This window comes from Chryseobacterium sp. UNC8MFCol, assembly GCF_000482305.1.
Taxonomy (GTDB): Bacteria; Bacteroidota; Bacteroidia; order Flavobacteriales; family Weeksellaceae; genus Chryseobacterium; species Chryseobacterium indologenes.
In genome coordinates this window covers 106,875-129,736 of the sequence record NZ_AXUZ01000004.1, presented here as the reverse complement: position 1 = coordinate 129,736, position 22,862 = coordinate 106,875, and the positions used below count along the sequence as shown (strand labels likewise).

The 22,862-nt window shown below is 39.1% G+C and carries 17 protein-coding genes; 2 read left to right on the top strand and 15 right to left on the bottom strand.

Features of this window, described 5'->3' with window-relative positions; genetic code table 11:
- Window positions 1-221 precede the first annotated feature (221 nt).
- A complete protein-coding gene (locus tag M030_RS0103745; protein WP_027372319.1) occupies window positions 222-1,004 on the bottom strand; it encodes an AraC family transcriptional regulator in 783 nt (260 codons plus the stop codon).
- 71 nt (window positions 1,005-1,075) lie between these two features.
- Between M030_RS0103745 and M030_RS0103740 the strand changes: the two genes are divergently transcribed.
- On the top strand, window positions 1,076-2,281 hold the full coding sequence (locus M030_RS0103740; RefSeq protein WP_227533082.1) for a CynX/NimT family MFS transporter: 1,206 nt from the start codon (window positions 1,076-1,078) through the stop codon (window positions 2,279-2,281).
- 79 nt (window positions 2,282-2,360) lie between these two features.
- On the opposite strand, the gene bioA is transcribed toward M030_RS0103740, so the two are convergent.
- The 5 genes from bioA to M030_RS0103715 form a co-directional block, all read right to left on the bottom strand.
- Window positions 2,361-3,638: an adenosylmethionine--8-amino-7-oxononanoate transaminase gene (gene bioA / locus M030_RS0103735; protein WP_027372317.1), complete on the bottom strand. Its 1,278-nt coding sequence runs from the start codon at window positions 3,636-3,638 to the stop codon at window positions 2,361-2,363.
- 214 nt (window positions 3,639-3,852) lie between these two features.
- Window positions 3,853-4,836 (bottom strand): biotin synthase BioB, encoded by a 984-nt coding sequence (gene bioB, locus M030_RS0103730; RefSeq protein WP_027372316.1) that lies wholly within the window; start codon window positions 4,834-4,836, stop codon window positions 3,853-3,855.
- A gap of 2 nt (window positions 4,837-4,838) precedes the next feature.
- Window positions 4,839-5,450: a dethiobiotin synthase gene (gene bioD / locus M030_RS0103725; RefSeq protein ID WP_027372315.1), complete on the bottom strand. Its 612-nt coding sequence runs from the start codon at window positions 5,448-5,450 to the stop codon at window positions 4,839-4,841.
- Between the two features lie 75 nt (window positions 5,451-5,525).
- Window positions 5,526-6,635 (bottom strand): aminotransferase class I/II-fold pyridoxal phosphate-dependent enzyme, encoded by a 1,110-nt coding sequence (locus tag M030_RS0103720; RefSeq protein ID WP_027372314.1) that lies wholly within the window; start codon window positions 6,633-6,635, stop codon window positions 5,526-5,528.
- A 6-nt stretch (window positions 6,636-6,641) separates the two neighbouring features.
- On the bottom strand, window positions 6,642-7,250 hold the full coding sequence (locus M030_RS0103715) for a hypothetical protein (protein ID WP_027372313.1): 609 nt from the start codon (window positions 7,248-7,250) through the stop codon (window positions 6,642-6,644).
- A gap of 66 nt (window positions 7,251-7,316) precedes the next feature.
- Between M030_RS0103715 and M030_RS0103710 the strand changes: the two genes are divergently transcribed.
- Window positions 7,317-8,807 (top strand): PLP-dependent aminotransferase family protein, encoded by a 1,491-nt coding sequence (locus tag M030_RS0103710; protein WP_027372312.1) that lies wholly within the window; start codon window positions 7,317-7,319, stop codon window positions 8,805-8,807.
- Between the two features lie 155 nt (window positions 8,808-8,962).
- On the opposite strand, the gene M030_RS0103705 is transcribed toward M030_RS0103710, so the two are convergent.
- The 9 genes from M030_RS0103705 to M030_RS0103665 form a co-directional block, all read right to left on the bottom strand.
- Window positions 8,963-10,150, bottom strand: a complete 1,188-nt coding sequence (locus M030_RS0103705) for a PepSY-associated TM helix domain-containing protein (RefSeq protein WP_027372311.1) — start codon at window positions 10,148-10,150, stop codon at window positions 8,963-8,965.
- 96 nt (window positions 10,151-10,246) lie between these two features.
- The gene (locus M030_RS0103700; RefSeq protein ID WP_027372310.1) at window positions 10,247-12,697 is read right to left on the bottom strand and encodes a TonB-dependent receptor; all 2,451 of its coding nucleotides are present in this window, start codon (window positions 12,695-12,697) and stop codon (window positions 10,247-10,249) included.
- A complete protein-coding gene (locus tag M030_RS0103695; protein ID WP_027372309.1) occupies window positions 12,684-14,072 on the bottom strand; it encodes an AMP-binding protein in 1,389 nt (462 codons plus the stop codon). Before M030_RS0103695 ends, M030_RS0103700 begins: the two co-directional genes overlap by 14 nt.
- 4 nt (window positions 14,073-14,076) lie before the next feature.
- A complete protein-coding gene (locus M030_RS0103690; RefSeq protein WP_027372308.1) occupies window positions 14,077-14,322 on the bottom strand; it encodes an acyl carrier protein in 246 nt (81 codons plus the stop codon).
- 1 nt (window position 14,323) lies between these two features.
- Window positions 14,324-15,727: an MATE family efflux transporter gene (locus tag M030_RS0103685; protein WP_027372307.1), complete on the bottom strand. Its 1,404-nt coding sequence runs from the start codon at window positions 15,725-15,727 to the stop codon at window positions 14,324-14,326.
- Window positions 15,724-17,535 carry an IucA/IucC family protein gene (locus tag M030_RS0103680; RefSeq protein ID WP_027372306.1) on the bottom strand — a complete coding sequence of 604 codons (1,812 nt, stop codon included), beginning with the start codon at window positions 17,533-17,535 and terminating at the stop codon, window positions 15,724-15,726. The genes M030_RS0103685 and M030_RS0103680 overlap by 4 nt, the downstream gene beginning before the upstream one ends.
- A gap of 6 nt (window positions 17,536-17,541) precedes the next feature.
- Window positions 17,542-18,858 carry a lysine N(6)-hydroxylase/L-ornithine N(5)-oxygenase family protein gene (locus tag M030_RS0103675; protein ID WP_027372305.1) on the bottom strand — a complete coding sequence of 439 codons (1,317 nt, stop codon included), beginning with the start codon at window positions 18,856-18,858 and terminating at the stop codon, window positions 17,542-17,544.
- Window positions 18,851-21,274 carry a GNAT family N-acetyltransferase gene (locus M030_RS0103670; RefSeq protein WP_027372304.1) on the bottom strand — a complete coding sequence of 808 codons (2,424 nt, stop codon included), beginning with the start codon at window positions 21,272-21,274 and terminating at the stop codon, window positions 18,851-18,853. The genes M030_RS0103675 and M030_RS0103670 overlap by 8 nt, the downstream gene beginning before the upstream one ends.
- Window positions 21,246-22,772 carry a pyridoxal phosphate-dependent decarboxylase family protein gene (locus M030_RS0103665; protein WP_027372303.1) on the bottom strand — a complete coding sequence of 509 codons (1,527 nt, stop codon included), beginning with the start codon at window positions 22,770-22,772 and terminating at the stop codon, window positions 21,246-21,248. Before M030_RS0103665 ends, M030_RS0103670 begins: the two co-directional genes overlap by 29 nt.
- Window positions 22,773-22,862: the final 90 nt, after the last annotated feature.

Genomic DNA, 22,862 nt, shown 5'->3' with positions numbered 1-22,862 from the left:
TTGTGAATCGAAATAATTTTTTTTCATCATTTGTGTTTTTTTAAGGTCTCCATTCTAGGGGGCCTTTTTATTTTTTATGGGGTCATAATTGATTATTTGATACCGATATGGAAAAATTAATAAAGTGTGAAATATGTTATATTGTGTTTTTCGATATTGCCCTTAAATAAATACGTAGCAATAAAATAACTATATAATAAATCACTTTTCAGTGTGAAAAATTATTTCATGTTTTTCATAAAATCGGTTGGTCTGAACTGCATCACAGACTGAAAGCTTCTGGTATATGCCTGTACACTTTTATATCCTACTTTATAAGCTGTTTCTGAAATAGTGAGATCATTTGAGCTGAGAAACTCAAGGCTTTTAATAATTCTGAGCATTTGCTGATATTTGCTTAAGGTGAGCCCGGTTTCCTTTTTAAAGATGCGCTCCAGCGTTCGTGTGGAAAGCAAAGCGATATCAGTCAGATCTTCCATTTTAATTTCATTCTGATAGTGATCGTGAAGATATCCGATAACATGAGTCAGGCGTTTATCTTTGGGAAGAATGATATGAAGTTTAAGAGAATACTCGGCAAAACGCGGTAATTCATTGAAAAGAGCTTGCAAAAACACAGTTTCGTGATGGTCTTTTGTCATCAGTTTAGACCATTTTTCTGAATATTTTATCATTTCCTTTAAAACCGGCGGAACCGAAAAAACGTTTACTTCCTGAAAAAACGACTCTTTGCTGTCAACTTCTGCAAACATAATCATCAATTTGATTTTTTCAGAATGTGAATTGGTTTTATGGATAGCATTCGGGGGAATCCAAGCAGCATGGTTTTGAGGGAGCAGGTATTTTTTTTCTTCAATAGCTATGTACTGAAAACCACTTTCCACATAGACCAGCTGACCTTTTTGATGCTGATGAAGGATATTATCATGGATCCAGTTTTCTTCAAACCATACAAAATAAGGTTTTTTCAATTCATCAATGGCTATGCTGTCGTTGGCATTCATGTCGTTTGAAGTTAAAACTTTGGCAAAATTAAACAAAATTACTGTCTTAATTTTGTAGAAAAGTTTTTATTATGATGAAGAATGAAGTTCGAAAAAATGCTTCTTATGTTTTATTAATCATTAATGTTCTGGTTGTTATCCTTATTTCCAGTAATCTTCGTTCACCTATCGTGGCAGTTTCTCCTGTTCTGGGTGATGTGAGGGATGCGTTGAAGCTGGATAACTTTCAGGTGAGTCTGCTCACCTCTATTCCACTCTTTATGTTTGCGGTGTGTTCTGTGTTAGTGAGCAGGTTTTCAAATACATTTGGAATAAGTAAGCTTTTAATGTATTCTTTACTTATTTTAGGTTTTGGTTTATTTCTGCGGATATCGGGTTCCCAATGGTTATTATTTGTGGGGTCTGTATTCATCGGGCTTGGAATATGCATTGGAAATGTAGTGACACCGGGTTATGTTAAAAATAATTTCCCGAAACAAATTGCTTTAATGACAGGTGTCTTTGCCGTATCAATGAATCTTACCGCTGCATTGGCTTCGGGATTCAGTGTTAAGATCGGCGAATGGACCGGTTTTGGGTGGCGGGGTTCTTTAGGAATCTGGCTGGTGATCGCTGCCTTGGGATTTCTGGTACTACTTATTGAATTTATAGTAAACAAAAAAAATACTGATCAGCCCAAAACAGCTTTGAGCACTTCGGATTTTAATATGTTTACATCTTCCCAAGCCTGGAATATCAGTGCATTCATGGGGCTTCAATCTTTATTCTACTATTGTCTTGTAGCGTGGTTACCCTCATTTTTAGCGGATTATAATATGCAGGGTGAAAGCTCGGGATGGGTGCTGTTTGTTATTCAGATTACAATGATTCCTGTTACTTTCTTTTGTCCGCTTATTGCCAATAAAATGAAAGATCAGAGAATAATGATCCTTTTTATCTGTGCTTTAATGTTTGGAAGCACGATGATGTTTGTCTTTATGAAATCGCAATGGATTTACGTTAATGCTGTCATTATCGGGATAGCGAATGGTTTGTCTTTCAGCTTATCCATATTATTCTTTTCTATAAGAACAAAAAGCAGCATCAATGCCGTAAAAATATCGGGAATGGCACAGTCTGTCGGTTATCTTATTGCAGCATTTGGGCCTCCTGTTTTTGGGAAACTTCATGATTGGGATATTTCCTGGGAAAGCTCATTTTATTTTTTGAGCCTCTCAGTGGTTCTGATGTTGTACTTTGGAATGAAAGCAGCAAAACATCAATACGTTGAAGATTAATTGAGGTGTATATTTAAACCTTATAGGTTTCTAAAACCTATAAGGTGTAAGCATTGGTAAAACAATACTTTTATAATCATCAGGCTTTAAACTGATCCAAAACTTCCGAAATATTCCGATATACAAATTCCAGCTCTTCAGCCGTAATACAATATGGCGGAACCAGATAGATTACGTTTCCAAGAGGTCTCATGATGATTCCTCTCTGTAAAAACTCCTGATACAGTTTTTTACCGATCTCATTAAAATAAGAGGTTCCCTGTCCTGTTTTGAAATCAAATGCCAGAATAGTTCCTGTCTGACGAGCGTTTTCAACGCAAGGATGAAGGCCCAGTTCTTTTATAAACTCTGAATGCTGTCGAGTAATTCGTTTAATATTCACCTGTGTTTCTTCATTGAGCAGCAGTTCCATACTTGCTAATGCTGCTGCGCAGGCTAACGGATTAGCCGTAAAAGAATGCCCGTGAAATAAAGTTTTATGCTTATCATCAGACAGAAAAGCGTCATAAATTTCGTTGGAACAGGTTGTAATGCCCATTGGCATAGTGCCTCCTGTCAATCCTTTTGAAAAACACATGATATCAGGCTGCTCTGTAAGATGATCTGCTGCAAAAAGCTTCCCGGTTCTTCCAAAACCAGTAAAGACCTCATCCTGGATCAACAGAAGTCCCTGCTCTCTGCAAAATTTCATCAACTGACTCAGATCTTCTGGTTTATACATCAGCATTCCTGCTGCTCCCTGAACTAATGGTTCATAAATAAAACAGGCTGTTTCATCGACAAGTTCTTTAATCTGATTTTGTAAATTTTCCAGATTTTCAGCATTGGGGGTATCAATGAAAACGACTTCAAAGAGCATGCTTTCAAATGGTTTCGTCCAGAAGCTTTTCCCGCTTACGGACATCGCCCCGAAAGTATCACCATGATAGGCATTTTTGAAGGCCAGAATTTTAGTTTTCTTTTTTCCTTGGTTATGGGCATACTGAATACACATTTTCAAGGCAACTTCCACTGCAGTAGAGCCATTATCGGAATAAAAAACTTTTTCCTGATTGTCAGGCAGCAGTTCCAATAAATTTTCTGAAAGCTGTATGGCAGGTTCATGGGTAAATCCTGCAAAAATAACCTGTTCCAGCGTATTTAATTGTTCAAAAACACGCTGTGCAATATGAGGATGCGAATGACCGTGTAGAGTAACCCACCACGAGGAGACTACATCCATATATTTTTTACCCTCTGCATCGTATAAATAGATACCTTTTCCTTTAATAACGGGAATGATATCATCTGCGGTCTTCATCTGAGTATAAGGATGCCAGTTCACTGCTTTATCCCTTTGTTGAAGACCGGTTGACATTATTGTATTCATATAGTGATTAACCATGGATTAATGATGGAATATCAATGGATTTAAAGTAAATGTTTCTTTGCATGCAAGATCAGCCTTTGTAAAATATCATACTATTCAGAAATCTATGTTCATATCCAGAATATCGGATATCAGCAAGATGACAAACTTTACTATGCTTATGATCCAGCTCATAACACATTAATTATCATTTATAATTATTTTAACAACATGTTTCTTTTTTCATCATAGGTTTTAATCCGAGGGTTTGCAGCATCTGCATATCTTCGGAAACTCCAGGATTTGGGGTCACCAGTAAAGTTTCTCTTTCTCCCGTGAAAATAGAGTTGGCTCCTGCCATGAAGCACCATGCCTGTTCTGTTTCTGTCATTTCGATACGTCCGGCGCTTAATCTTACCATGGAAGCAGGCATCACGATTCTTGCTGTTGCAATCATTCTTACCATTTCCCATGTATCTACTTTTTCGTTGTCTTCCAATGGCGTTCCTTCTACTCTTGCCAATGCATTAATCGGAACAGATTCCGGGTGTTTGGGCATTGTTGCCAAAGTCAGTAACATGGAAATCCTGTCTCTGTGGGTTTCTCCAAGACCGATAATACCTCCGGAACACACGGTAATTCCTGCTTTTCGGACATTGTTAATTGTATTAATTCTGTTGTCAAACGTTCTCGTAGAAATGATTTCTTCATAATACTGCTCAGAAGTATCAAGATTGTGATTGTAAGCATATAATCCGGCTTCCTGAAGTCTGACGGCCTGTTCTTCGGTAAGCATTCCCAATGTACAACATACTTCCAGCCCCAGCTCATTGACTCCTTTTACCATATCAATAACCCGGTCGAAATCACGGTTGTTACGAACTTCACGCCATGCTGCCGCCATACAGAATCTTGATGATCCCGAATCTTTTGCTTTTTGAGCATGGGCAATGACCGTTTCGGTCGGCAATAAAGCCTGCACCTTGATATTCGTGTGATAACGGGCAGCCTGTCCGCAATAGGAGCAATCTTCAGGACAGCCTCCTGTTTTTATTGATAATAATGTGGAAATCTGAACTTCAGACGGATCGTGCCACTCTCTGTGCACGGTAGCAGCTTTATAAATAAGTTCCATCAGAGGTAAGTGATAAATCTCTTCTATTTCTTCTTTAGTCCAGTCGTTTCTCGTTGTTTTTATTGTATCCATTATCATAATTTTGTTATTGTTAAATGCTTGGCAGCGATCTTTATCTGTTCTTTATCTGTATCGGGAATCTCGGGGATCCTGATGATTTTTGTATCGTTTTCAATAAAGCTGCAGATCACTCTTTCTGTATCCTCAGGAAATTCACCATTTAATATCAGGTACTCTAATCTTATATTTCTCTGTTGTAGAGCCATGATTGATAGTAAGCTGTGATTGATACATCCCAGATAATTCCTTACAACTAATGCTGCTGGCAGGTGTAAAGTCTCAATCAGGTCAATCATAAACCTGTTATCTGAAACAGGAACCATCAATCCTCCCGCACCTTCTACAATCAGCGCATTTTCAGTCTCCGGCACCTGAAAGTGATCAAGATCAATCTGTATGCTTTCTTCCCTTGCCGATTGATGCGGAGAAGCTGCCAGTTGAAGGCGATATGTTTCAGGATGGCAGATTGTATTCTCCGTCCATGTTTCAATTTTATGACTGTCTGAGTAATGAAGGTCACCGGATTGTACCGGCTTCCAGTAATCTGCTTTAAAATACTGAACCAGAACGGCCGAGCATACGGTTTTTCCTATTTCTGTTCCGATTCCTGTGATGAATAGTTTCATTCGTGATGTGGATGTTTTATGTATTAATTTTTAAGGTTAAACCAATAAGTGTTTTTATCTTTAGTCTTCATGTTCTTAGTTTAGATATTGTTTCATGATTTCTGCTAATCGTATGATCTCATCCTCCGTATTAAAACTGTGAAGACATATCCGTAATCTTTCCGTTCCTTCTTTTACGGTTGGGCTATAAACGGCATAGGTTAAAAAGTTTTCCTTCAATAAAATATTCTGCATTGTTTTCAGCTTCTGATTATCAGGAATTATAATAGCCTGAACAGGACTTTTTGATGATGACGGGGTTTTCAGCCCTTGCTTTTTAAAAAAATCAATATTGTCCCGAAGTTTTTTGGGTAACTCCTGGTGATTTTTCAGGAATTCATATCCCGATTTAATACTTACCCACTGAAAATCCTGTGCGGAAGTTGTATAGATAAATGGGGTTGCAAAGTTGATAAGGTAAGACTTCACCATTTCATTACACAAGATAGCAGCTCCGTGGACACCAAGTGCTTTCCCATATGTCACCAACACCGCCAAAACCTTATCCTGTAATTGATATTGTTCTACCAATCCATAGCCCAAAACACCAAAAGCATGTGCTTCATCTACAAGGATACCCGCATTATATTGTTGCGCAAGAATCACAATATCCTCAATGGGTGCCAGATCGCCATCCATAGAATAGAGACTTTCAATTGCAATATAACATTGTCCTTTTTGTCTTTTTAATACTTTTTCCAGGTCTTCAAGATCATTGTGCCTGAATTTCAACTTTCTGGCATGTGACATTTTACAGCCGTCATGTACTGAACGATGAATCTGTTCGTCTACAATTATCGTATCATGACGGGTTAGAAGAGTCGAAAACAAAGCAAGATTGGCATTATAGCCTGAAGGGAAAAGCAATGCATCAGCAAACCCATGCTTTTTTGCGATATATTCTTCTGTGGCAGCAGCAATACCAGTATTCCCACTGATGAGCCTTGACCCCGTACTTCCTGAAATCAGTTCCGGATGATCATTAATTGCCTGCAACAATATATTCCGGAAATCTTTATTCCTTGCCAGGCCCAGATAATCGTTGGAATAAAAATCAATTCCGTCTGCCTGGGGCTTCAGACTTCTGAAAGTTCCGGCTTCCTTCCTTTTACGAAGCAGTTCCTGAAATTTATGATGAATAAGCATGGATAATTATGCTACTTCCTGAATGATTGCGGCAATCCATTGCTCATGCAGTTCTTTTTCAATGGCCAGAATATGATGGGCGTGCTGCTGCCAATCAGCGGAGAATTCATTTAACTGATGAATCATTTCCTCAAGATGACCTTCTTCTTCCAAAATAATAGATTTTACCATGATTTTAGACGATTCTTCCGTAAGAATCTCTTGATAAACAGGGTAAAGTTCATCAGCGCGCACTTCAATTGCATAGGTTACAAAAAGATAAGCGGCATATTTTAAATCTTCCTTGGTAAGTCCAAAAGCCTGCTGTAGGTATTTACAAGCTTTGATATCCAGCGAATGAAGGTATTGTCGTGTGGCTACGGGAGCAAGAAGTTCCTTGCTTTCATAGGTTTTGCAAAGCTCGGGATCTATTTTTCCAATTTGTTTTTTTAAATAATAAGCATGACGGTGTTCTTCAGCAGCATGTTTCAACTGGATCTGACTGACCAAAACCGGATGCTCACATTTTGATATTTTCCTTGCTCCGGCATTTTCCATAAATGAAAGAGTATTCAGCCATTTAGCGTGGGTATTACCTTCCTGTACAATCCTTTTCAACAAGTGATGAAATTCCATAGATTTTTATTTTGATGTCAAAAGTAGTATATTGCCGGATGGCTATATGGTGCCAGTTTTGATATTATGGATAGTCCGGTTAGAATTCCTTATGAAAGTTTTATTAAAATAGATAGAAAATCAGACACTTCCATCTATTTACAAATTGCCAATCAACTGATCAATGCTATTCAAAGAGGTTTTTTACCTTTTGGAACCAAACTTCCGGGTACAAGAACCTTTAGTGAAATGCTGGAAATCCACAGGAATACAGCGGTAGCGGTTTATGACGAGCTTTCGGCACAAGGCTGGACAGAAAGTTTTCCCAATAAAGGAACGTTTGTGATTGGAGAAGATGAGGAAAAGCCCATAAAGGTTAATGATTTTCAACATAATAATCTTCAAAATTATCCTGAAACAACAGGGTTCTTATTTAAAACATCCAATATTCTGGATAATCCTTTTGAGCATTCAGATTGTGAATATGTTTTCAATGACGGGGTTCCTGATATCAGACTGACCCAGATTGCCCAGCATTCGCGGTTTTATAGTTCTATTCTTAAACGGAAGTCCAATCAGAAGATTTCCGGACATTATAACCATGACGGAAGTGAATTTTTCAAGGAACATCTATCCCGATATCTCAATTTATCGCGCGGATTACCCATTTCTAAAAACAATCTTCTGATCACCCGAAGCACGGAAATGAGTATTTATATTGTATCCGAAATCCTTCTTTCTCCCGGAGATGTAGTATTGGTAGCAGCTTTAAGCTATTTTTCCGTCAATATGATTTTTATGAAAGCCGGAGTTCAAATGGTCTCAATTCCTATTGACGAAGAGGGAATCATAGTAGAAAATGTTCGGGAAGCTTGCAAAAAGCAAAAAATAAGAATGCTCTACCTCACACCACATCACCACTATCCTACCACTGTTGCCCTAAGTGCACAAAGGAGATTGGAATTGCTGGAGCTGGCCAATGAATATGGTTTTATTATTCTTGAGGACGATTATGACTACGAATTTCATTACGACAAAAGTCCTATCCTTCCTTTGGCCAGTGCAGATACCAATGGAATGGTCATTTATATCGGTTCGTTTGGAAAGTCTCTGGCTCCCGGATTCAGAACCGGGTTCATCGTTGCTCCCGAAAATCTGATGGCTGAAATGAGGAAGTATTTGGGAATTATAGACCGTCAAGGTGATATTCTTATGGAAAGAGCATTGGGAGAAATGATTGAAGAGGGAGAAATTAACCGGTACCTGAAAAAATCACTGAAAGTGTATCAGGAAAGAAGGGATTATCTTGCTGTTCTCCTTAAAGAAAACCTTGAAAACCTCATCACTTTTCAAATACCTTCCGGCGGGTTGGCCATCTGGCTGGAATGGAATGTTCCCATTAACCTGATGCAACTGAGCCGCGGATGCGCGCAGGATAACCTGTTTATTCCTAAAACATTGTTGTATCAGAATAAAAATCTGACGGCCATGAGACTGGGATTTGGAGATCTTAATGCTGATGAAATGGAAAAAAGTGTTGATGTTTTTTCCAACAATGTGAAAAGATTGATAGAGTGATTTTTCTGCCACGAATGCACGAATTAAAAAACCAAAGAATTTATGCATTAAATCTATGTGGTAAAAAATATAACCATAGGCACATAGGCTTATAAGAAAATTTATTCGTGCATTAGTGGTATTAAAATATGCAGCATCCCTCTTACTGAAGATAATTAGTGGTGGCGAGGAAAAACAATCTTATTCTTCTTGTGTTTTGGCTTTTTCTTTTTCCTGTTTAAAAAAATAATAAAACCGGTAATAGGTAATGAAGTGGCTATAATTCCTGCCAGAAAGTATAGGATTCGTCCGGTCATTCCGAAAATACTTCCGGTATGCAAGTCGTAATTCCTTTCCCTAAGGGCAGTTCCGTTTCCAATGTTTTTATCTTTATACGACTGATATGTTAGCTTTGCTCCGGAATATTGATCAAAATTGAACTGTTCGTTCTGGTATTGCTTTTCACCTTTTGTTATTTCTGCATAATATGTTCCTTCATCTGTTCTGGGAAAGTTAATCATTGCAGATTTCTTATGGACCATCTGACTTTCCACAGTTTTCCATATCTTGGCAAGAACCATATCCCGATCAGTAGATTCATTCTTAGGTTTATTGCTTTTTATTTTTTGTTCTACTTTGCCATTGTTATTTAAAAAATCTTGTATCCATGTATCCATACCCTTAAAATTCCATATCAAAGCAGAATAGGCAATCAAAAGTAAAGGGATCATCGAATAAAATCCCAGCACATTATGAAGATCATAATTGATTCTTTTCCAGTTGGCAGAGAGCTTAATAAAAAACATGCCTTTGAGCATACTTTTACTCATTTTCCGCGGATACCATATCACCAGTCCGGAAAAAAGAATGACAGCCAATACTAAGGTTGAATACCCGGTAATGGCTTTCCCTATTTTTTCTCCCAGAAGCAATCTTCGGTGGAGATCAAGAATAATTTCAAAAAAATCCGTTTTTGCGTTTTCTACTTCCTGAACATTTCCGGTGTATGGATCAAGATATACCCGGTAATAATACACGTAAGTTCCCCAATACGTCAAGGCTTCATTATCCATTTTCAACGTTCTGAACATATAGGTTCCGTAAGGATCCGAAGAAATCTGTACTCTTTTGATTTTTAAGCCTTCAGGAAGTGCCTGTTCAGCTTTAGCAGTTAATTCGGCAAGTGGTAATTTCTCTTTACCTATCGCATTTACGTAATATCTTTGGGGATGTATCAGATGTTTCAGTTCATCCTCAAATGAAAGGATACAACCTGTTGCAGCCATTATGACAACTATAAGCCCGGACGCGAGTCCGAGCCATAGATGTAACTGATAGGCTATTTTTCTAAATTTAAGTTTCATAGCTTATAAGGAGTAGTGGAAAGTGTATGTGTCGATAAAAATCAGCAAGCTTTCTTTTTGCCTTTATATAGACTCTTCACTTCTGTCTTGGTAGTATTAAAATTTAAAACTTACTTCGGCAACAAAATTACGCGGCATCTGAGCCACAATCACTCCCTGGCCTGCAAAGTACTGCACATTGCCTATATTATTCATTTTAAATCCTAAGCGATATCTTTCTTTTTCTAAAGTAACAGAAGCATTGATCAATGTGTAGGCAGGAAATGCAAATTGTCCGGTTGTCACTTTATTTCCGGTAATCTGTTTTCCGACACGGTTTACCCCGAAACCTACTCCTAATCCCTGAAGCCCTTTAATGGGAATAATATAACTGATCCACGAATTAAATACATTGGCAGGACCTGCAGATTCCGGGCGGCGGCCTTCCACATCGACATCTGCCTTTTCAAATCTGCTGTGGTTATAGGTATATCCTGCCATAATGTTTAATCCCTGAACAGGATTCATGATGGTTTCAATTTCGATTCCTTTACTCCTTTGTTGTCCATCCTGAATAACAATAGCATATTCTTGTCCATCACGAACGACTCCGATCCCTCTTTGAATGTTGTCAACAAGGATATCATAGTATCCTACCGTGAAATTCACTTTGTTTCTCCAAAAATTTCCTTTTACGCCTACTTCCCACTGGTTGGCCATTTGTGGCTTCATATCACCACTATAATCTGCCAGTTTCTGTACCACAGGCGGTGTATAGCTAAAGCCGTTCATATAGTTTCCATAGGCTGATAGCTGATCTTTAATAATCTGATACACCAAACCTATCTTCGGAGACCAGGCTGTTTGCTTAAACTCTCCAGCACGAACGTTGGTATTCAGGTTAAGCTGTCCTTTGCTTTCGTAGTGATCAACACGCAAACTTAATAAAGTAATTAATCGGTCTGTAATATAGGTTACATTGGAAATATATGCTCCATACAGATTAGCAGAAGATGTATTTCTAACCAAAGGTGTTTTCCCTAATTTAATGGCTTCCTGGGTAAAAGTCTGGATTTTCTGAAGGGCAAGATCTTTGGAGATACTTCCATAACTGCCCGTTAAGCTTTGCCCATCAATATACTTGTCGTCAAATGCAACAATTGGAGAATGATTGTTGTTGATAGATTGATTTAAATAATCTAATCCAATTAAAACTTTATTTTTGATTTTACCAATATTAAATTCCCCATTAAAGTTTTGCTGAAAACTTGTAGAGGCAGCTTCCGAATTCTGCAATTGTACATTACGTTCCAAATCCCTATCATTATCTTTACCTCTGATGAACTGATATTGATATATACCTTCAGTTTTTCTGAAGTTTCTTGAAAGCAAGGTTTGTGAGGACCATTTATCTGAAATTTTATAATTGGCTTCAGCTCTTACGTTGATGGAAGGAGCTTTCAGGGTCATATCATTATTGGAATACGATCTTTTCCAATCGAAGCCCAGTTCATCAGGATTGTGTGCAACATAAGGTCTTGTTCTGGAAAGAAAGATAATCGGGGTATTGGTTCCTTCATAATTATAGATCTGAGCACCTAAACTGAATTTCAAACGGTCACTGACCTGATAATTTACTGTTGGAGCGACAAAGAATGATTTTCTGAATTCAGAATCCCTGAAGCCATTCTGATACTGATAAGCTGCATTCAGACGGAACAATGTTTTCCGGTTGTCGGTTATCGGGCCATAGACATCTGCTGTCACCCGATTCAGGTTGTAGCTTCCCATAAGGTAGGATATTTCGCCTCCGAAATAATCTTTCGGTTTTTTGGTAACTAAATTGATCAGCCCTCCAAATGATGTTACCGCTCCTCCGTACAATGTCCCTGAAGGACCTTTAATTACTTCAAGACGTTCAATATCTGAAGGATCGATTTCTCCGTTGGTCGTCGCAGGAATTCCATCAACCATGGATACTTTTGTCGGGAAACCTCGTAAGCTGTAGTAAAAGCTTCCGTCACCGGAACCCCTTCCCGGACTTCCCTGCATTTTTACCATACCGGGAACATTTTTCAAAACCTCTGAAACATCATAGGTAAGCTGCTCCTTCATGATTTGCTGATTAATGCTCGTGTATGCCTGAGGATTTTCTAAGTTTTTTAAGGGCATTTTTGCCACAGAAGTGCTGTCTTTGTCCAGAAATTTGTTTCTGCTGACCGCATAAATGGTAATTCCTTCAATCACATTATTATGAATGGAAGCATAAATAGCCGGAATTTCATAGACATCTTTTTTAATGCTGATTTTCTCACGCATCAATTCAATATCATTTAAAACCACCTGAAGCATATATTCTCCAGGTGGTACATTTTCAAAGTAATATTCTCCTAAATTATTGGTTTTTGCCTGATGAGACGTATCCAAAAGCCTTAAAACGGCATTTTTTACAGGTGCCTGTTCAGACAGCATGATTTTGCCATGAACTCTGTCGCTCTGTTGTGCTGAAAGCTGATTTGAAGTTAAAGCAAGACCAAGAAGTAATATAAGGGTTTTAGATGTTTTCATGCTGTAAGTTTTGTAACAGGGGATAGTTTATTTTACCGTTTTGTGATAACGGGAATGATTCTATAAGGTCAGCGCGTACATATTGAGGATTGATGCGCAGTTTGTTTTTAATGGTTTCTGTGATAACTTGTGGATCAATCTCCGGATTGTCGTACAATACAATGATTTTCTTGTCGTTGGAATTCAGGCAGACAAAAGTATTTCCTTCCATCTCATTTTTCAGGATAAACTCCACTTCATCCAGGTTAAGACGGATTCCGAATAGCTTCATGATTCTTTTGATACGTCCGGTAATATAATAGATGCCGTTTTTTCCCTTTTGAGCGGTATCTCCTGTACGGAGCACTGCCGGCTGCTCATAAGAGGTCAGATCTTTAAGCGTATGGGCATAACCTCCGTAAATACTGTTGTGAGAGAACAAAAGCTCATCGTTATCCGGATCAATACTGAAATCGCCTCCATGAACCGGAGTTCCGATGGATGTTTCATCTTCCAGAAGACCATCTGTGGTGAGATAAGCCATTCTTCCACCTGCTTCGGTCTGACCGTATTGTGCAAAAAACTGTTTTTCAAACTCATGACAGTAAGAAAAAATGGTTTTTCTCAATTCGCCATTGATCACTCCTCCGGTGTGAGTCATATATCTTAAACTTGGACTGTCTTTTCTAAAAAAACCGATTCTGTTCAGATTTTCGTAGAGATAAGGAACTCCTCCCAGAGTACTGTACCCGAATTCTTCCATTTCATCCCAGAAAGCTTTTTGCATGATGTCTTTGTCGGTGCAGACAATTCTTCCGGCACGCATACAGTTGGTCGTAAAAATGGAAAAACCGTACACAAAATTGATCGGAACATTCAGAGGAACCACATCCGATTCTAAAATAGGCATATACTGAAGAATACTTAACGCATTCTGATACAGACTTTTGTCGGATAATTTAACCAGCTTGGGAATGCCTGTGGTTCCTGAAGTACTTAACAATATTTTGATTTCAGGATTGATAACCACTTCACATTGATAATCTTTTTTCACATGAATACTCACCGAATCCGAAAAAGCTTTGACAGTATAACCCGGAACTTCTTCTCGTGATGGGTCAAAGATATATTTCGGGCGGTATTCTTCTTCCAGACGTGCTTTGAACTCCGGGTGAAGTTTTTGGCCTAAAACAGCAATGGTGTGTGCTGTTCCGTAAAAATTCAGCAGGACTTCAATGGAAGAAAGCTGATTGTCATTGTACAAAAAGATCAGGCCTTTTTCTACGGGGTTAAGGCCTAAAGATCTGTACAGAGTACCAACCGGAATAGTTTTTCCGGTGGTAGCGTCTGTAAACAACAGATTTCTGTTGGCAATTACATTTTCTAAAATTTTCATATTCTTAGTTTTCTACGAGGACCTCGTATTTTTTCATTTTTTCACGAATTTTACCTACCGTACCCATTTCCAGGATATCGTTAAAGTCAAATTTGATCTGATAAAACTGCTCCAATGCTTCTACAATAAGCAAATGAGACATCGAATCCCATTCAGGGATTTCCTGGTAGGTAAGATTTTCATTCACCAGTTCTTTTTTTATCGCAATAGCTGAGGCGATAATTTCATAAAATTCTTCTGTTGTATTCATTTTAAATTTTTATAGTTTTCCATTTACCGTTTTTAAAAATCATTAAGAAAAGGACGGCCAGTACTATTTCTGATGAGACAATGGCGGTAAATATGCCCGTCAGTTCCCATTGAAATCTTACCCCCAGCAGGTATGCCAGAGGAAGCTGGATGACATAAAACATAATGATATAAAGCATGGTAACCTGCATGATATTTCCGGCGGCATTAAGGGCACGGCTGATCACCATCGTAAAGCCCAGTAAGAGATAAGCCATAGATACGACATGAATGTACTGAACAGCATATCTGGCCACTTCAGTTTCTGTGGTGAAAAATTTCACTACATATTCGGCTGCAATTTGCCAAAATAAGGCTACAGCAATAAGATAGGTCATATTGATGGTTCCTGCCCGCCAGACTGTTTTTTCAGCTCGGTCGGGATCTCCGGCGCCCAGATTTTGTCCTGTAAGAACTCCAGCAGCATTTCCGATTCCCCAGGCAGGCATCGTCGCTACTGAAGCAATACGCTGCGCAATGATATATCCTGCCAATGCTGTCGTTCCGAAAGTGGAAATGATTTTCACCATAATCAGCCAGCTGGAAGTTGGAATGATGTACTGTACCAATCCGCCAAAGGCTATTTTCAGTATTTTTCTGAGCAGAGGAATGTCCAGATGGAATTTCATCAGGATATTAATACTCGTTTTACCCGAAAGCAAAATGAAAAACTGATAGATGACAGCTAATAGCCTCGATAAAATCGTTGCATAGGCCAGTCCCATTAATCCGAAAGCAGGAATAAATCCCACACCGAAAACAAGAACTACGGCAAAAACAATATTCGAAATATGGCATAACCATAATGACTTCATCGCAAGATCGGCATCCCCGGCTCCTCTGAAGAGTCCGTTTATGGAAAGCCTTAGAATAACCAATCCGATGCTTAGAAATACCAGACGCGAAAATGATAATCCATCGGTTACGACATCTGTACTGATCCCGAGGAACCCAACAATTTCCGAGGCAAACAGGCAGGAAATTCCCCCGATCAAAACGGCGAAGAAAAAAGCTAAAAGGATAATATAGTGAGCCGTTCTGCCCATTCCTTCGGTATCCTTTTCACCTGCCCTTCTGGCCACAAGAGTTGCTGCAGCAATTCCAAGTCCTACTGCAATAGCATAGGCAAAATTGATGTAGTTGTCTGTAATTCCCACAAGCCCCAATACTTTATCCCCCAATCTGGCGATAATCAGGAGATTGACGCTTACAAAAACAGACTCCATCACCAATTCCATCACCATTGGAATGGCTAAACTAAAGATAGAACGGTTGATACTTCCCGATGTCAGCTCCACCTTTTTTCCGGCGAGAGCTCCGTAGGTAAAAACCGTTCCTTCCTTTAGCATATGCAGGAATTTCCTCATAATGCTGCTACAGAGTTTTTGTTGGTAATCTGATGTAAAGGGTTTGGTAAGGCTCCATCCTTTCTCGGAATCGCAAATGCTTTATTTTCGCTGTACCCGTTATTTTTCAAACGAAGACTGTTGATATAGAACCTTTTGAATGCCGGAACATACAGGTCATATTTAGTATATCTTTCCTGCAGATGAGGATTGTCATTTTTATAACTTTCAATGCAATCATGAACAAGGGTCCAGAACGTCTCTTCTTCAAATTCTGAATAGGTATGAAGAACATTGGATAAATATCTGAAGAAAGCATCAAAAACGCCTAACAGAATAAACAAAGGAACATTCTCCTTGTTTGAAGACTGGATAAGACCATCCGCAAGGTGTGCAGGGAGTTTTTCTCTGGCTTCTGTGGTAAGAACGATATCATCCACGAAATCTTTAATCACGATTCTTTGTGGCACTCCGTTCTTTAAAACTACCATAATGTTCTCACCATGAGGCGTTACACACAATGAATGGGTATAATAAATATGAAGCAGCGGTGTCAGGTAAGCATCCAGATATTGGGTGATCCATTCTCTGATCGTCATTCCTGCTTTTTCTGCGAATGCCTGAACCAGCGGTGTCCCGTTCTTATCCACATACAACAGGGAGGCCATTGTTACCATTTCTTCATCTGATTTCAGATAGTTTTCGGCACTTTCACGCCAAAGAGCTCCCAGGAATTCATTGTACTGATAAGGTACGTTGGCAATAGCTCCGTACTGAGGATGTAAATAAGCAATAGAAGCCTCTTCTCCCAGGAAAATAGTTCCTTTATGATCAAGGTAAGTGTCACCTTTAATCAAACTTTTTACCCATGCTGTAATTGCAGGAGCAATTTTCATCTGTTTCGGTGATAATCCCCTGATATTTCCGGTACTTAAAATGGAAACCGCTGTTTTTAAGTATCTTTTTTCAGGATGATCCGCATTGAATAAAGTACGGATACTTTGCTGCGGGCTGTAAACATCATTTCCTTCTCCCAGCCGGATCAGCAGTCCTGAGGCAATATCGCCAGCAAAATGAATCTTCAGCTTATGCTCCCACTGCCATGGATGAACAGGAATAAAATGATAATCTTCTACAGATTTTCCCTGAGCGGTCAGTTTTTGTTTGAACTGATCAAACCATTCGGGGCCTATTTCAGAGCGGTAGAAATCTTCTCTGTCAATAGAATCCAGGGATTGGAATGCAGATCTGCTACGGTGAGCAGCCAGCCATAAAACCTTCAGGTTTTGATCAGATTCGGGAGCAAATGCCTGCAAATCACGAGGTGAAAAGCCCAGTCTACTTTTGTTCACAATGACCCAGGGATGCCCTGTCATGTGATGTTCTATAGTTTGATAGTCCGAAGCTGCCAGATCCTGTGAAGTCATTGTTCCTTTAGCCAGAATCATGGCATCACAGTATAAAGTGTGCAATAATTCTTCGGTGTATCTTGCGATGGTGTATGGATCAAGGTCAAAAACCGACTGCATTTCAAGAAAAAAGGCTGCAACATCTACAACAGGCTGTTTTTCTCCATTTTCCATTCTGGTGATACTGTCTTTGTCAATATGCCAGTAGTCCATCATTCTTTCCTGGCCACGGAAGGTGTATTGAATAACCTCCACTCCTGTTTCAAGTGTAAAAACCGTAAAGTCTTCATCGTCCTGAAATGTTGCAACAGGTTTTAGTAATTCTTCATGCATTAATTCTGCAATAGTTTTGGCCATAAGGTTTCTGTTGGCCTCATTCCAGTTTTCCTGGCTGATTGTATATTCTAAATGGGTGTTCATTTTCTGTTATATTTTTGCGATTGGTAATTCAGCGTATTTCTCTACATCAAAATCCTGGAAAGCGATTTTCTTTTCCACTTTATAATGCTCTCTTCCAAGGATATCGTTGATGATAAAAGAATTACGATAGGCTGCCATTCCAAGATCTGTGGAAATGTAGCTGTGGGTGTGTACTTCTGCGTGCAGCACATAAATTTCTCCTCCGTTTTCATCAATGGAATAATTCCTGTTTACTGCAAATAAGCCGTTAGAATCTCTTTTTATTCTTGATTGTATATTTTTAAGGAATGAAGGTTCATGATAACGATATCCCGTGCCGAGAATCAGATAATCTGCTGCCTGTTCGTAGGGAACTGCCTGTTCCTGCTGTGTGAATTCAAGATAAAGAGATTCCGGGCTTTCATTATTAACCCTGTCAAGCTGGCTGTTAGGTATGATCGTCAACTTCGGATCTGCGTTATCAATATTCAGATCGTAGATAAAATCGTAAATATCATTGATGAGGTCATAATTAATCCCTTTAAACTGGGCCTGCTGCTTGCTTAAAATTGTTTTTCTGGCCTCTTCACTTCTGCTGTAGAAATATTCCACATAATCAGGCGAAGTCAGCTCCAGTGTCAGCTTTGAGTATTCCATAGGGAAAAACCTGTCAGGACGGGAGTACCATCCCAATTGCGTGTCTTCATCTCTGCTTTGAAGAAGATCATAAAAAACCTCAGCAGCACTTTGTCCAGAACCGATTATAGCAATCTTTTTACCTTGAGACAGTAATTCTTCCTTTCGGTATAAATAGGAACTGGTATGGATGATTCGGGCATCATTTTTAGGAATAAAAGAAGGAATATGCGGCTGTGTTCCCGTTCCAAGGACAAGTCTTTCCGTTTTGAAAACCTGTTTTTCTTTGGTCTTTGTATCAATTGTAGAAACAAGGTAAATACCGTTTTCATACTCAATATCCGTTACCTGTGTTGAAAAACGGCATTCAGGCAATTGTTTTATCACCCATTGGCAATAGCGGTTGTATTCTTTTCGTGGAATGAAGAAGTTTTCACGGATAAAGAACTTATACAGCCTGTCGGTTTCTTTAAGGTAATTTAAAAGGCTTAACGGATGGGTTGGATCTGCCATGGAAACACAATCACATAAAAAAGGGGTTTGCAGGGTCACATGGTCGATCATCAATCCCGGATGCCAGTCAAAGCCATCTCTTTGATCCAAAAAGAGGGTTTTCAATTCGGAAATGGGATGGGATAATGCTGCAAGACCTAAATTAAAGGGGCCGATACCTATTCCTATGACGTTATATACAGTTTCGTTATTCATGTTCTGTGATGTTGGTGGTGATTTTTACATTTTTGTTTTGAGGGAATTTTTCCCAGTACCATTCTCTGTAGCAGAAGTTGAGGTTTGCTTTTTTATGGGGCATTTCAATCACTTTTTCTACTTTGAAACCGACGTGGGCCTTATTCATCATGGAAGCGAGTGAATCTACCGAGCCCTCTCCTACCATTTTACCTACCTCAGGCTGAGCAAAAACATAGTCGACCATAGATTGCGTGGAAGGTGATACATATTTCTTTTTCGGATCCACCGGAGCAATAAACTGATGCGTTCCATAATCTGTAGGCAGTACATCATAATAGTCTCCTACCATATCTCTGGATGCCCAATAGATCTCAATATTACAGGAAGGCTCATCATTGCTCAATACAATATAGCTGTGGGCTTCCTGGCTTGGAAGCATCAGTCGATAGTAGGTTTCAAGCTCATCGATCGGCCAGTTCATCTGCCATATTTTTACGGCGTGCTCACGATTAAACCATTCATGCAGCATTTCAAGGTCATTTTCGAGATCAATGGGCCGTATACTCATGGTGACGTCTTCCTTCGGGAAATAGCGTTTGAAAAAAACATCTGCTCCTTCAGGCTGGATAAGCTGATCCGAGAAGAAATACAGATGCAGCAGATTAGGAACTTTAGCATATGAAACCGCTGCTGCATTCACTCCGCCATCTACATTCATTACCGCAGAATGAAGATTTGATTTCACGGACCAATACCTTTGATTCAAAGCATAATCAGTCAATGCAGATGGTTTATGTATATGCAGATACTCAAATTCCTGATAAAGAATATCGATCAATGACCTTTCGTTTGCCAGTCCGGTTTTACCGATTGAGCTGATCAGGGCTGAAAGATTGCTTACCAGCAGGTGATGCGAGATAATATCAAGGAGACGTTCATCGCGGATGAAAAGTTCCTCTATTTCAGGATACTTTTTAATCAGATTTTCGTATTGGTTTTTACTGCTTTCCCGTAAAAGATATCCTTGTCCGTCTCTTACCCAAATTGTTTTCGGAAGAAGGCTTTCATCCAGTTCGATCATCAGGTTTTGCTGATGAACTTCCGGGGCCATTCCGAAGGTGTTGAATAATTTATTTAAAGGAGACAGCAGTAGTTTGATGTATTTTTCAAACCATAACATGACCGCTTCCTCTCCTTCCAGCCCCATATTCTGAATAACATTTTCAAAAAAATGAGTGGCAAAACCCGTTGCAGAAGAAGGCTCATCCTGACATAACCTGGCCAGTAATAATACTCTATCCTTCGGTGAGAATGGATTTTCTCTGATCAGTGTGTTAAAACTGTCGATATTTTTACCTTCAAAATCAACACTTATCGTTGCTGGTTCCAGCAGAAGTTTGAAATCTTTATAGTTTTCCTCAAAGGAAGGACGCACATCTTCCCACCAAATTGCTGACGCATAGCCTCTTTTCAGATCTTTCAGACTGTTGGTTCTTACGGAACCTGTCATCAGTACATGCAAAGAGAACTTAAACATCCACCTGAAATCAGGATTGTATACCGTTCTGATGGAAGAAGTTGCATAAAAGTCTTCACCTCTGGCTCCGATATGTATTATTTTTCGGGATTCAAACAAATCGGAGTATTCTTTTGAATCTAAAAGATATTGAGCTTCCCACGGATGAGCGGGAAGGATATAATAGTCATTTGTGTTTTCACCTTCTTTAAGGTATTTTTTACTGAGTTTTTCCTCTGAAGGAATCAGTTTTCCGATAATTTCCTGTGCTGAGATACCGGGTAAAGATCTTTCAGTGACCAAATTCCTGTTAACCAGGAAATAGTCAAGCTGGAATCCTTTTCCAAATTCCGGGCAATAGGCCTGTTGTTGCTCTTCTGAAAATCCCATCCTAGATTTGGTGAAAGGATGAAGGTTATGACCAACTGGAAGAAGCTGTTCAGATTCTATAAATGAATAGGATAAGCTGTTTTGATCTTTCGAACAGGCTAATGTTTCTTCCAGATTCTTCAGATTGCTTAAAATCCGGTCCTTGAAACGCTGAAGCCCTGCCTCTGTCGAAGTATCAGAAAACTCTTTATACACTAATGAAATCAATTGTTCAGCATTGACTTCAAAAATTTTCTGGTTTTGATGATCGACCGCCCAAACCGGGAATCCATATTCATGGAAAGGGCTTTCAGAACGATATGTTACCGGCGCAAATAAAAAGATCCCGCTTTTTTTCAGCTCAAACCTCATATGCAACGAATAACCCGTATTTTTTAGCGCTTCAGCTGTTAACGGGTCATAGACAGGAATTCCCTGATAAAATTTTCCGTTTCCAAGCTCTCTGAGCATTCCGTTCAGTAAAATGCGGAATGTTATTGCTTCAGCTTTTTCTTTCCACTTAGTTTTCTGTACCAAAGTTTTCTCCATGTTTTTTGATTTTAGTAAGAATTCCGTGAATATCTTCTGTGGTGGTAATCGGGTTGAGGAAGGTAAATTTCAGGTAGAAATTTCCGTCAACTTTTGTACTGGCAACCAATACTTCTCCACTGTAAAACAGTTTCATCTTGATATATTGATTCAAAGCATTGAGATCTGTAATCTCAGGTCTTACGTATCTGAAAACCAATACGCTTAAATCAGAATCTGAAAGCAATTCAAAATCAGCATCTTCATCGATCATCGATGCAGCATCTTTTGTAAGGTCGATCACGGTGTCCGTATATTCTGCTAGCTGCTCTTTTCCCATCATTCTCAGGGTAAACCAAAGTTTTAACGCGTCAAATCTTCGGGTACTCTGCGTAATGGATTTATTGATCTGTGCAGGAATTTCCTCTTCATCCATTTCTTTAGGATTCAGATAGTCTGCATGATGTTTAAGGATTAACAGTTCTTTTTTGTTTTTAACAATAAAAGCACTGCTGCTGATCGGCTGGAAAAAGGATTTATGATAATCTATCGTTGCAGAATCTGCTCTTTCAATGCCTGTCAGAAGATGACGGTATTTTTCGCTTAAAAGCAGCGCACATCCGTACGCTGCGTCTACATGCATCCAGATGTTGTACTGTTCAGATATATTTGCAATATCTTCCAGTGGATCTACATTTCCAAAGTCTGTCGTTCCGGCAGTAGCCACAATCCCAATAGGAATATTCCCCAGTTGTTCTTCTCTTTTAATATATTTTTTAAGCAGAGAAATATCCATACGGAATCTGTCATCGGTAGGTATCTTAACGATTGATTTTTCACCAAGACCCATGATAGAAGCATTTTTCAGGTTACTGAAATGCGATTTATCGGAAACGAAAATCCTGAAACGGCTAGCTTCCTGTGGTAACCCATCGAGTTTTATATTGTGATTGTACCTTTTCTGAGAAAAGCAATCACGCATCATAACGAGCCCCATCAGGTTACTTTGGGACCCGCCAGCGGTGAAAATACCATCGCTTTCATTGGTATTATAGCCCAACTGACCGGCTGTCCAGTCGATCAGTTTTCTTTCCATAAATGTTCCTCCGGCACTCTGATCATAAGTATCTTGTGATGAATTGATGGCGCTTACCAGAATTTCTCCCGCTAGAGCAGGAATCACCACCGGGCAGTTTAAATGGGCAACATATTGTGGAAGATGAAAAGCAGTGGCATGCTTTACATAAATATCGTCTACTTCGTTCAGTAGTTCTTTATAGGTAGATAGTTTTTGGTTAAGATCGATCTCCTGTACCATTCCTTTCATTTCTTTGGCTTCGATTCCGCTGAAAGGCTTGTCATTTCTGTAAAGAAATTGTTGTACAAGGTCTAAAGTGCTGTTGACTGCATTACGATAATGATCATAATTGTCCTGGTGGAAAATACTTCCAAAATTCCCCGAAATGTGAGGTGAAGTAGTGTGTGAAACCTCTTCAAGGGGCGCAAAATTGTTGTTCATATATTTTTTGTAAGGTGATTTTTTAAATCAATAGATTGTGTGCGGTTTTTCGACATATGATATTATATGCCTGACAGTCAAGTTTTTAAA